The sequence below is a fragment of the Streptosporangium sandarakinum genome (assembly GCF_013409935.1).
Lineage (GTDB): Bacteria > Actinomycetota > Actinomycetes > Streptosporangiales > Streptosporangiaceae > Streptosporangium > Streptosporangium nondiastaticum.
The window spans coordinates 2,260,122-2,271,869 of record NZ_JACCCO010000001.1; the positions used below are offsets into that span (position 1 = coordinate 2,260,122).

Below are 11,748 nucleotides of genomic sequence, written 5' to 3' on the forward strand. Positions count from 1 at the left end.
GGCCTCCCTGCTGCTTCCACAATCGATCCCATCGGTCCGTCCCCGCCTACTGCGGGATTCTCGCCTTCAGCTCCGTGATCGCCCCCACCGGGGTCGGGTCGATCCCGTACCCGAGAGCGAGGTACGTACTCGCGTAGTCGCCCAGTCCGATCAGGGAGGCGAGCCGCTCCAGCGGGTGCGTCCCCTCGGCGGAGACCTGGGTGACGTGCACCCCGCGGTCCTCGGCCAGCCGTACCGAGACCTCGCGGCGCCGCGCCACCTGGGGGTGCTCCTCGGTGTCGCGCAGCACGACCAGCCGCAGCGACCGCGCCGACTCGTCGGCGAAGATGTCCCGGGTGGCCAGCGGCCCGTCGAGCGCCATCACCTGGTTGTGGCCGGCCTCGGGGATCTCGCCCCAGACCGCCGGGTACTTGGCGTTCTCGTTGAGCTGGCAGGCCCACCGGTAGGCGGCGACCGCGGCGAGCGGCGACGACCCCCAGATCATCGGGACCGTCTCGGCCAGCTCCATGGCCAGGGACTTGCCGGGGTTGATGAACGACTCGCTGGCCGGGCGGCACCGGTGGGCGATGTCCTCCAGCCGTACGGCCACGCCCTCGAACAGCTCGTCCGACGCCTCGGTCAGCCGCATCCGGGCGGCGGCGACGACGAGCGGCACCGACAGCGCCCATACGGCGGCGCGCGGCTGCCCTCCGACGGTGACGGGCACGAACGGCGCGCCCGCCTGCCGGGCGACCGACTCCAGCTGCGAGCCGGGCGCGCCCACGGCGAGCAGGCGGCATCCGCGGCGGACGGCTTCCATCGCCACCGCGAGCGTCTCCTCGGTCCCGCCGGAGCAGGACACCGCGATCACGAGGTCGGTCGCGCCGACCCACCCGGGCAGCCGCAGGGACCGCACCGTCGTGACGGGCAGCGGGGCGCCGGGGCCGCACACCGCGCCCAGGATGTCACCGGCGATGCCCGAGCCGCCCATGCCCGCGACCACGACCGCCCGGGGCCTGCCGTCGTCGGCGAGCGACGACAGGTCGGTCTCGGCCGCGGCCCGGTGGTAGGCGCGGACCTGGGCGGCCGAGGAGGCCACCGCGGGCAGCATCCCCGAGGGGTCGCCCGCGGTCAGCCACTCCTGGTCGTCGAGCCGGTCCGGCTCCCAGCTCACGACTTCCGGGCCTCGTCGACGAGCAGCACCGGGATGTCGTCGCGGACCGGGTACACCAGGCCGCAGGACGGCGAGGTGCAGGAGAGCTCATCGGTCTCCCGCTCGGCGCGCAGCGGTGACTTGCAGTTGGGGCAGGCCAGGATCTCAAGCAGCCAGTCGTCGATCTTCACTCGCTCAGCTCCTCACGACAGCGAGGACTTCGTCCCTGATCGCTGCCATCTGAATCTCGTCGGCCGCCTCGGCGTTCAGCCTGAGCAGCGGCTCGGTGTTGGACGGACGGAGATTGAACCACCATCCGGGGCCGGACACGGTCAGGCCGTCCAGCTCGTCGAAGGTGACACCGTCGCGGGCGGCGAACCGCTCGCGGACCCGCTCGACGGCCGCCGCCTGGTCGGCGACCGTGCTGTTGATCTCGCCGGAGGCGGCGTAGCGGGTGTAGGCGGCGAGCAGGTCCGACAGCGGCCGGTCCTGCTCGCCCAGCGCGGCCAGCACGTGCAGCGCGGCCAGCATCCCGGTGTCGGCGGACCAGAAGTCCCTGAAGTAGTAGTGCGCGGAGTGCTCGCCGCCGAAGACCGCGCCGGTCCCGGCCATCTCGGCCTTGATGAACGAGTGGCCCACCCGGGTGCGGACCGGCTCACCGCCGTGCTCGGCGACGATCTCCGGCACGCTCCGCGAGGTGATCAGGTTGTGGATGATCCGGGCGCCGGGCCGCTTGGCCAGCTCGCGCACCGCGACCAGCGCGGTGATCGCCGAGGGCGAGACCGACTCGCCGCGCTCGTCGACCACCCAGCAGCGGTCGGCGTCGCCGTCGAAGGCCAGGCCGATGTCGGCGCCGGTGTCGAGGACGGCCTTCTGCAGGTCGCGGAGGTTCTCCGGCTCCAGGGGGTTGGCCTCGTGGTTGGGGAAGCCGCCGTCCAGCTCGAAGTACAGGGCGGTCAGCTCCAGCGGCAGCCCGTCGAACACCGTGGGGACGGTGTGGCCGCCCATTCCGTTGCCGGCGTCCACCACGACCCGCAGCGGCCGGATGCCGGACAGGTCGACCAGCGTGCGCAGGTGGTCGGCGTACCCCCGCAGCAGGTCGCGCCGGGACACGCTCCCGCCGCCGGGCCCGCCGATCCCCGCGGCCAGCAGCTCGGCCGCCCGGTCGCGGATCTCGGTGAGGCCGGTGTCGCCGCCGATCGGCACGGCCCCGGCCCGGCACATCTTCATGCCGTTGTAGCGGGCCGGGTTGTGGCTGGCGGTGAACATCACACCGGGCAGACCGAGACTGCCGCTGGCGTAGTACAGCATGTCGGTGGAGGCGAGGCCGATGTCGATCACGTCGACCCCCCGCGAGGCGGCCCCGCGGGCGAACGCCGCGGCCAGCGGCTCGGAGGAGGCGCGCATGTCGCGGCCGACCACGGCGGTGCGGGCCCCGGTCACCTCCGCGAACGCCGCCCCGACCGCCTCGGCGGTCTCCTCGTCGAACTCGTCCGGCACGACGCCGCGAACGTCGTACGCCTTGAAGATCCTGGCGAGGTCGCCCACTCCAGCTCCGCCCCTTTATGTCGTGTCTGCTGACCCCAGCCTAGTAGGGTCAGCGGTCACGCTGGGGCTGAGCCGAGCGGAGCACCCTGAGGTGACCGCGCCGCCCGACCTCGACCCCCTGGCCGACCGGCTCGGTGCCGCCGCCCGGGGCGGGCCTGGCGGCCTCGCGCACCGCGTTGGCCAGGGCCTCCAGGTCGTCCGTGCTCGGCGGCGCGCCCTCGCTGGGCAGGCGGACGACCTCCCAGCCGCGAGGCGCTGTCAGCCGCTCGGCATGCTCGGCGCACAGGTCGTAACAGTGCGGCTCGGCGTACGTCGCCAAGGGCCCGAGAACGGCGGTCGAATCGGCGTAGACGTACGTGAGCGTGAATACGGCAGGCTGACTGCACGCGGTGCGGGAACAGCGGCGGACGGGGCTCACGGTGGGACCGTATCCGGTAAGCGTCCGAGGCGCCACTACCTGAGCGCTCTTAACGAGCGTGTCGCCACAATTCGGACACGTGTCCCGGCTTTCACCCGCCTGTACGGCTTGCGACCGCCACGGCGGGACCGGTGCCCGGCCGCGTGCCCCCGCGCCGGGGGCGCCGTTCCCGGGCGCACCCGCGGCGCCGCGCGGCCGTTTCCGGGTCCGCCCGCCACACCGCGCGACCGGAAGGGCCGGAGCGGACATCGGGGGAACACCGGGGGAACGCCGGAGGAACACGGCCTAAGCTTGGCCCGTGAGCTCGGCACCCGGTAGACCCCGCCCTCCCCGCCGCCGCGACCGGCACGGACGCGGTATGCGCGGCCCGCTGGCGCCCTCTCACGTGCCGATCGCCAAGTCCCGCGGCGAGCGCTTCGACGATCTCGTCCTGGACGCCGTGGACCGGCTCAAGCCCCGCTGGGGCAAGCAGCTCGCCACCGTGGAGTTCGCGGTCGAGGAGGTGCCCCCGGCGGCCGACCTGGGCGACGGCCCCGGGCTGCTCGGCGGCGAGCCGATCCCGTTCGGCCGGTCCGAGCCCGCGGCGGGCAAGAGGCCGGCCGTCGTCGTCATCTACCGGCGCCCCCTGGAGGCCCGGGCCCGCGACCGCGAGCAGCTCGGCGCGCTGGTGCACGACACGGTGGTCGAGCAGGTCGCCGGGCTGCTGGGGCTGTCGCCGGAGACGGTGGACCCGGGTTACGAGGACGAGGACTGAAAAGAGCCCTTCCGCGGAGCCGGCGCCCGCCGTACCCGTGACCGCCCGCCGGGCGGCCCTCAGGGCAGCACGGTCGCCGCGGACCCGGTCACCGGCGGCACCACCGCCCAGACCCGGGCCGCGGCCAGCGGCTGGACGGTCAGCACCCGCCCGTCCTTGAGGCGCTCGTCCATCACCCGCGCGCCGTACACCGGCCCCGAGCCGGGCAGCGGCTCCGCGACCACCGCGAAGGCGCCGTCCACGTCGGGCAGCTCGACCTCCTTGGTGCGCGCGGCGAGGATCTCCACCTCGATCGGCTCCGGCGCCTTCCCCTTGCGCGGCAGCATCGTGACGCTCACCCTCCCGGCCGTCTCCGGCGCGCTGAACACCAGCCGGGAGCTCTTCTTGCCGCCCGTGCGGTTGTCGGCGACCACGCTGCCCAGGTCGATCGGGGCGGCCCCGGCGGTGAAGCCCACATCCACCCGGTCGCCGGTCCCGGTGGCCGTCACCGCGGCCACGATCGGCACCGGGGAGGTGAGCAGGACCGCGGCGGGCCTGCCGTCCAGGCCGGCGGACAGGTCCATGGCGGCGACCGACCCGGCGGGCACCTCGATCGCGTCGTGGCCGTCCAGGGCGTAGGTGCCGTCGGGCGTGACGACCCGGACCTCGACGATCGTGTCGGTCTCGGCGGGTGAGGCGACCAGCAGGTCGCGCCGGCCCCCGCCGCCGGGGACGCCGGGCACCACGACCCGGGTGGCCGGATCCGCGGAGAGCGGCAGCCAGTCGACGCCCCGCCCACCGCTCATGACCGCGTGGGCCGCCGCGGTGACCCGGCCGAAGGCGGTGCTCACCTCGACGGCCATGACCAGCGGCGAGGGGGCGATGTCACGCAACCTGATCGCGCGGCTCTCGCCCGGTTCGACCACGATCGTGTCGCCGGAGCCGCCGGCCACCGGGCCCTCGCCGGAGTAGACGGTGATCTCCACGCCCGCCGGGGCCAGGTCGGCGTTGGCGAGGTGGAGCGTGACGTCGGCCGCGGCCGGGCCCGGCCCGACCAGCCAGGCGCTCGCGCCCGGCTCCACGCACCGTGTTCCGGCCAGCCCCCGCTGCTCGCCCGAGGTCTCCCGGCGGGTCTGCGCCGCCTCCAGCCCCGCCGCCATGCTCCCGTTGGCCGTCACGACGAGCGGCGGCGAGCCGGCCTTCAGCTTCTCCTGCCAGAGACTGCCGGGGACGGTCAGGGTGGCCAGCGTCCTCTCCCCGGCGACCAGCGCGGCGGCGCCCCGCCCGCCGCCGCCCGGCGGGGTGACGACGCCGACGTCGGAGCCGCCGGGGTCGGGGCAGACGGCCGTCACGGAGGCCACCGGCACCTTCCGCGGCGCGGGAGCGGGCGCGACCGCGGTCTCCGGACGGGTCGCGGCGGCGAGGCCGTACAGGACGGCCAGGCCCGCGAGGACGGCCAGGACGAGCCGGGGCGAGCCGGGACGGCGTTCGACGAGGGCTCTCAACGGGCCACCGCCTCCCCGCCCGCCCGGGAGCCGCCCCGAAAGTCACCCCGGGAGTCGCCCCGGGAGCCACCCGGGGCGGGCTCGTCACGCGACCCGGGAGCGGCCATGACCGCGACGGCCGCCGCCATCACCGCCTGGGCCCAGAGCCAGGGGCCGTGCCACGGGTCGTCCGGGGCCGCCGGAAGGGGGGTGACCGGGAGCGTCACCCGCCACACGCCCACCCTGCGCGACAGGCTCATCCTGGCCAGCTCGGGCTGGGAGTCCAGCGCGCGGCTGACCCGCGGGTCCACCGGCGAGGCCACCGCGACGAACCGCACCCCGTGGGCGGCCAGCACCCGGACGTCGTCGCCGCCCCGGCCCGAGACCAGCCCGGCCGCCGCGACGGCGACCCGGTCGCGCGGCTCCGCGGGCACGGGGACGTCGGCCTCGCCGACCAGCGGGGTACGGCGGTGCAGCACGGTGAAGGTGAAGCCACCGCCCCGGGCGCGCAGCAGCAGGGTCAGGTCGCGGTCGCCCGAGTTGACCGCGGCCAGCGCCGGCATCGCGTCCGGAACGTTCCCGCTGATCGGGCCGTCCGCGCCCCGGGCGACCCAGGCGACCGCGGCGAGCAGGGGCGTTGAGCAGGCGGCCGCCACGACGGCGAGCGCGGCGGCCCGGCGCGCCCGGCGCGCCCGGCCCACCGCACTCGCCGTGCCTCCTCCCGCCATGGCTCTTGTGCCCGCCGTGCCCGCCGTACCTGCTGTGCTCGCCGTACCTGCTGTGCTCGCCGTCAGGAACCCCGCGGCCCGGCGCGCGGCGAGGACCGCCACCGTCAGCATTCCGGTGGCGGCGAAGGCGAGCGGCACGCCGGGCCAGGCGGGGCCGGCGTCGCCGTCCGGGGAGGCGACGGTGGTGCGGCTGACCAGGATCGCGACCAGCAGGCCGAACAGCGCGACCCCCCAGCCGGTCGCGGCGACCGGGCGGTCGCGCCGCATGGCCGTCACGGCGACGCAGGCGGCGACGAGGCCGCAGGTCACCCAGGCCGGCGGCACGCCCGGCCCGCCGGGGCCGAGTGCCAGCAGCGTCCCGGCGGGCAGCGCGGGATCGGCGAGACCGGGCCGGTGCAGGCCGGCCTCCAGCAGCAGCCGGCCCGGGTTCGCGGCGATCCCGGCCAGCCAGGGAAGCAGCAGCGCCACCGGGACACCGGACACGATCGCGACCGAGGCGGCGATGCCCCGGCGCGGGAAGGCCAGCGCGGCGAGCGCGCCGAGGACCAGCGCGAGCGGGTAGAGCAGCGGCGCGAAGGCCGTGCCGACGGCCAGCATGAGGCCGAGCGCCCACGCGGCCCGGCGGGCGCGGCGGCGCTCGCCCGTGAGCACGGTGACGGCCAGCGCCGCGCAGGCGGGCAGCAGCGTGAAGACCACGGCGGTGCCGAGCCGCCCCGCGGCGATCGCGCCGGTGGCCACCGGCAGGAGCGCGTAGCAGGCGGCCGGCAGGGCCCGCGCCCACCGGCCCGGGACGAACGGGCGGGCCGCCGCGTAGGCGCACACCCCGGCCAGCGGCACGCACCCGAGCAGCAGCAGCCACACCGCGAGCCAGGTCTTGCCCAGCAGCACCGTGGAGACCGCGGCCAGCACCGCGACGTACGGCGGGGCCCACGCGTCGCCGCCCAGCGCCGCCGGGCGGGGCCCGCCGGTGTAGAGGTCCCACAGGTCGGACGCCCCGCCGATCACCGGGACGAGCGCGCCCCCGCCCAGCCGGGAGCCGCCGAGCAGGGAGCGCTCCGCGACCAGCGTGACCGCGGTCAGCGCCAGGAAGAGCAGCACGCCGGGGTTACCGAGGAACCGCTGCATCCCCCCGGCGTCGGCGAGCAGCTCGTCGCCGTCCTCCCCGGGCGCGGTCACCGCGTGGCGGCCCGCGGACTCCGGGATCCCGGCGCCCGACAGGCGGCCCTCCAGCCACTCGGCCACCCGCCGATAGCCCGCCCCCGGCGGGGTGAGCAGCCTGGCGACCGCCCGGTGGGACCGCCGCCGTCCCGCGGCGCGGGCCCGCCGGGCCTCGGCCAGCCGGGCGGGACGGGCGAGCACCGAGCCGAGCGCGGCGATCTCGTCCAGCGCGGCGGCGGGCCGCTTGCCCAGCAGGAGCAGCAGGGCGCGGCAGGCCGAGCCGGCGATGTTGCGGGTCAGCGCCCACGGCAACGACCGGGGCGGCAGGTTCGCCATGACCACGAACACGGCGTTGCGCCGGTCCAGGCGGCGGAGACGGCCGCCGTCGCCGCCACGGCCGATACCGGCGCCGAAGCCTCCGCGGACGCCTTCACGGACGCCGCCGTCGTCGGCCCCTCCGCCGGCACCGACGCGGCGGAGGCGCCGGGCGGCGGCCTCGGCGTGCCAGGCGAGGGCGCCCGCGACGTTGCGCACCCGGTAGCCGGCGGCCCAGACCCGCCAGCACAGGTCGAGGTCGTCGCGGAACAGCGGCAGGAAGGGGTCGAGCCCGCCGACCTCCTCCCAGACGTCCCGGCGGACGAGCATCCCTGCCGTGGAGACCGACAGCACGTCGCGGTCGGCGTCGTGCTGGCCCTGGTCGTACTCGCGGGGATCCAGCCCGGTGTCCCTGCGTCCCGCCAGGTCCACGGTGACGCCGATCTCCAGCAGGACCCTCCGGTCCACCCGGTCGAGGAGCTTGGGGCCGAGCACCCCGATCTCCGGATCGTCGCCGGCCGCCCGCAGCAGGGCCCGCAGCGCACCGGGGTCCGGCGCGCAGTCGTCGTGCAGCAGCCAGAGCCATTCCCGCCCGTCCGCCGGGCCGAGCCGGTCGAGCACCGCGGCGACGGCCTCGCCGAAACCGGTCCGGCGGGGCAGGGAGAGCACGGCGTTCGGGCCGAGAACCCTTCTCATCAGCTCGGCGCCGCCGTCTCGGCTGCCGGTGTCCACCCCGACGACGCGGTCCACCGGGCGGGTCTGCCCGAGCAGCGCGTCGAGGGTCTCCCCCAGCCATCGGGCGCCGTCGTGGCTGACGATGATCGCGGTCACGGTGTCGGGGGGCGAGGGGGCGTCGGTGACGGACATGCGTCTCGCGTCCATGAGGGGGTGATGATCGGCGACAACGATACGACACGGCTGTCAGGCCATGTCAGGGGCGGAAGAAAGGTCATGTCCGCCGGGGAAGGATCATGTGCCCGGGGAGGGACACCGGCCTCGCGTGGCGGCGGGCCGTACGGCGGGCGGTCAGGGGGCGCGCGGGCGGCGGAGCACCGCGCGGGCCGGCAGGGCGTCCCGGGGCGCGGGCGCGCGGTACACGCGAGCGCGGACGGGCAGGGCGCGGGCGTGAAAAAAGGGCCACGCGCCCCCCACGGTCACGTGACCCCTCGTCATGTCACCGGACGCCCTCTCCGGACGCCCTCATCGTCTGCCGGAACCCTCAGACCGCCTCGCGCTTGATCCGGCGACGCTCTCGCTCCGAGAGCCCTCCCCAGATGCCGAACCGCTCGTCGTGCTCCAGCGCGTACTCCAGGCACTCGGCACGCACCTCACACGAGCGGCAGACCTTCTTGGCCTCCCGGGTGGAGCCCCCCTTCTCCGGGAAGAACGCCTCCGGGTCGGTCTGCGCGCACAGCGCGCGTTCCTGCCAGCCGAGCTGCTCCTCAGCGATGCCGTCTTGTGCGATGACCAGGTCGGCCACTGCACACCTCCCTGCCACCCGCCCGCAAATCGAGCCCCCCTATGAACGCCCCCCTCCTACCCAGCAGGAGGAAGGCGTAACAACACGTGTGTAATTACACGCGCGTGGCCTGTGTGACGTCAAGCGGCATGCCGATGTCCGGGGAAAGACCTGCTCTCCCCGGTCGGCGTGTCGTGGCTCCTCGCCACGAGGGCGATCGGCAGGCGATCATGACGATCGCCTGGGCGTTCAGTGCTCTCGGCGGTCGGAACCGTACCAGGACATGTTCTGCTCCTGACCGGGGCCCACCCTTTCTCTATCCGTGCTTTCCTCTCCCGTGACCTGCGCCGAGCGCTCCGGCTTGTAGATCGCGGTCGGGTCGATGGTCGGGCGTGAGTCCCACGGCCGGAGCCCGGGGTCGGGGTCGTTCAGCGGGTCTCCCTGATAGGCGCCGGGGGTGAGCCGCATCGTCGACTCCTCATGCGCGTCCCACTGCCCGCCGCCCTGCTGCCCGCCCTGCTGCTGGTACGGCTGCGCCGCGGGCGGCCCCTGGGGGGCCTGCGGATGCCCGAAGGGGTCGTCGTAGCCGCCGGTCTGCGGGCCCGGGGAGCCGGGGGAGGACATGTACTCCGGGACGCGCAGCTGCGGCTCGGTCCCCTGCGCCTGCTGGGCGTAGCTCTCCGCCTGCTGGTAGGCCTGGGCGATCTGCTGGGAGCGGGGGTCCACCGGGGCGGGCGCCTGGTAGGGCGTGCCCTGCTCGGTCTGCCAGGCGAACTCGCCGCCGGAGTAGCCGGTGAGCGGCTGGCCGTAGTTCTCCGGCGGCTGCGGGAAGGACTGCTGCGGCCGGCCGTCGAAGGCGGTGTGCGCCCCGGCCTCGGCCGGCGGGGAGTAGCCCTCCTGCGGCGAGTAGGTCTCCTGCGGGGGCGTGTAGAACGGCGTCTGCTGCTCGGCCTGCGGAGCGTAACCGCCCATTCCGCTCTCGGCCGGCTGCCGGTCGTAGCCGGGAGGCTGCGGCTCGCCGTAGGCCGGGGGCCGGGTCTGGTCGGCCTGGGCGGCGTAGGGGGCGTGCGGCTCGTACGGCGCGGCCGGCCGCTCGTACGGCGCGGCCGGCCGCTCGTACGGCGTGGCCGCGGGCTGCTCGTACGGCGTGGCCGCGGGCTGCTCGTACGGCGTGGCCGCGGGCTGGACGTCGGCCGCCACGTACGGGCCGGGCGTGTACGGCTGCTCGGCCGGGGCCGCGGGGGTCTGCGGGGGCAGGGAGGGCTGTGCCGGAGCCGGGTTGTAGGCCGGAGGCTGCGCGCCGTACCCCTGGTCGCCGGCCTGCGGCGCGTAGGCGGCCGGGGCGTGGCCCTCACCGGCCTGCGGATAGGTCGGCCCGTGCCCCTCGCCGGCCTGCGGATAGGCGGGCGCGTGCCCCTCGCCGGCCGGCGGCGCGTAGGCAGGCACGTGGCCCTCGCTCGGCTGGGCCGGGTAGGCGGTGGTCGCGGCGGACTGGAGGTGGTTCTCGGACGGGTAGCCGCCGCCGTGCCCCTCGGGGACCATCGGGGCCGCGGGGCCCTGCGGAACCGCCGGACCCTGCGTGCCGCTCTGCGCGGGCGGGAGGGCCGGAAGGCCCCGGGAGTGCTGGGGCTGGCCGTGGGCGCCGGACGGGGCCTCCTGCGGCCGGAGACCCGGCTGCGCGCCCTGGTCCGGGAACCCGTGCTGGGCGGCGGGCGCCTGCTCCGCGGGGCCCTGCGGGATCCCCGGCCCCTGGAAGCCCTGCTGGCCCTGGTGGCTCTGGTGGCCAGGCTGACCCTGCTGGAAGGCGGCCTCCTGCTGCTGGAAACCCTGCTGTGGGGCCTGCTGGGGGGCCTGCGGGGCGCCGTACTGGGGGGCATGCGGCGAATCGGGCTGCTGGGCCGGGTTCTGCGGGAAGCCCTGCTGGAACGGCTGGTCCTGCCGGCCCCCGGCGGGTCCGGCCTGCGGGGGCGCCGGGACGGGCTGCTCCTGCGCCGGGGCGTACTGCCGCTCCTGCGGGCGCTGCTCCTGCGCGCCGCCCAGGCCGCCGACGGCGCCGAGGCCGCTTCCCTCGGCGAACCCGGCGGGCCGGGCCTTGGGAGCGGCCGCGGACATCCGGGGCAGCAGGTGGAGCAGCCCGACGGCGGCGAGCGCCAGCGCCGGAACGTTGAGGAGAAGGAACTCCAGCAGGCCCATGACGTCGTCACCGGCGAACAGCCCGCCGATCAGGCCGATCGCGCCGAACAGCGTCATCAGGCCGAGGGCGGCCACGGCCACCTGGGTCATGAGCCTCAGCCGCGCGACCGGCGGGCCGAAGTGGCTTCCGAGCAGGACGCCGCCGACGAGGAGCGCGACGAAAACCGGGGAGGCGAGGCCGCCGAGGATCGCCTGGGCGCGGACGGCGAAGGACACCTCGCCGTAGCCGGACAGCCCGAACAGCAGCCGCGTGATGCCGAAAAGGACGTTCATGGCCGCCGTGGCGACCATGAGCCACGCGGCCGGTCCGCGGAGCCGGTCAGCCTCGACGTTGTTCACAACTACCCCCACCGGGTCGTCAGGTAAATCCGAGCCAGTTTTGCACATGGCCGACTTACACGTCGGAACTCTCTGCAACCTCACCAGACCCACAAGACAACCATTAAGGACACTGCCGTATATTTCGGACGACCGTATCGGTGCTCCCGCCTGCGCGGACGGCTCCCGTAACGATCAAGACAAGGCGGCCGCCGCCTCACGCCGGGCTTCCGGACCGGCCGCCACGAGGCAGTGGAAGACT

At 75.6% G+C, this 11,748-nt stretch carries 9 protein-coding genes; 1 reads left to right on the forward strand and 8 read right to left on the reverse strand.

Features of this window, described 5'->3' with window-relative positions:
• Positions 1-46: 46 nt before the first annotated feature.
• Genes HDA43_RS09925 through HDA43_RS09940 form a run of 4 tightly spaced genes read right to left on the reverse strand, consistent with a single transcriptional unit; the run spans position 47 to position 3,098 of the window.
• Entirely contained in the window at positions 47-1,153 is a 1,107-nt protein-coding gene (locus tag HDA43_RS09925) for a bifunctional phosphoglucose/phosphomannose isomerase (protein ID WP_179819436.1), read from the reverse strand.
• Positions 1,150-1,323: a Trm112 family protein gene (locus tag HDA43_RS09930; protein WP_179819437.1), complete on the reverse strand. Its 174-nt coding sequence runs from the start codon at positions 1,321-1,323 to the stop codon at positions 1,150-1,152. The genes HDA43_RS09925 and HDA43_RS09930 overlap by 4 nt, the downstream gene beginning before the upstream one ends.
• 4 nt (positions 1,324-1,327) lie before the next feature.
• Positions 1,328-2,680, reverse strand: a complete 1,353-nt coding sequence (locus HDA43_RS09935) for a phosphomannomutase/phosphoglucomutase (RefSeq protein WP_179819438.1) — start codon at positions 2,678-2,680, stop codon at positions 1,328-1,330.
• A 49-nt stretch (positions 2,681-2,729) separates the two neighbouring features.
• Positions 2,730-3,098 carry a DUF3499 domain-containing protein gene (locus tag HDA43_RS09940; protein ID WP_179819439.1) on the reverse strand — a complete coding sequence of 123 codons (369 nt, stop codon included), beginning with the start codon at positions 3,096-3,098 and terminating at the stop codon, positions 2,730-2,732.
• Between the two features lie 358 nt (positions 3,099-3,456).
• Between HDA43_RS09940 and HDA43_RS09945 the strand changes: the two genes are divergently transcribed.
• Positions 3,457-3,852 (forward strand): metallopeptidase family protein, encoded by a 396-nt coding sequence (locus HDA43_RS09945; protein ID WP_179819440.1) that lies wholly within the window; start codon positions 3,457-3,459, stop codon positions 3,850-3,852.
• A gap of 59 nt (positions 3,853-3,911) precedes the next feature.
• Here HDA43_RS09945 and HDA43_RS09950 read toward each other — a convergent pair whose 3' ends face one another.
• The 4 genes from HDA43_RS09950 to HDA43_RS09965 all read right to left on the reverse strand — a co-directional run bounded on the left by HDA43_RS09950 (position 3,912) and on the right by HDA43_RS09965 (position 11,519).
• Entirely contained in the window at positions 3,912-5,336 is a 1,425-nt protein-coding gene (locus tag HDA43_RS09950; RefSeq protein ID WP_179819441.1) for a DUF5719 family protein, read from the reverse strand.
• Entirely contained in the window at positions 5,333-8,398 is a 3,066-nt protein-coding gene (locus tag HDA43_RS09955) for a glycosyltransferase family 2 protein (RefSeq protein ID WP_246423936.1), read from the reverse strand. The genes HDA43_RS09950 and HDA43_RS09955 overlap by 4 nt, the downstream gene beginning before the upstream one ends.
• Before the next feature lie 337 nt (positions 8,399-8,735).
• On the reverse strand, positions 8,736-8,996 hold the full coding sequence (locus HDA43_RS09960) for a WhiB family transcriptional regulator (RefSeq protein ID WP_179819442.1): 261 nt from the start codon (positions 8,994-8,996) through the stop codon (positions 8,736-8,738).
• 228 nt (positions 8,997-9,224) lie between these two features.
• On the reverse strand, positions 9,225-11,519 hold the full coding sequence (locus HDA43_RS09965; protein ID WP_179819443.1) for a hypothetical protein: 2,295 nt from the start codon (positions 11,517-11,519) through the stop codon (positions 9,225-9,227).
• Positions 11,520-11,748: the final 229 nt, after the last annotated feature.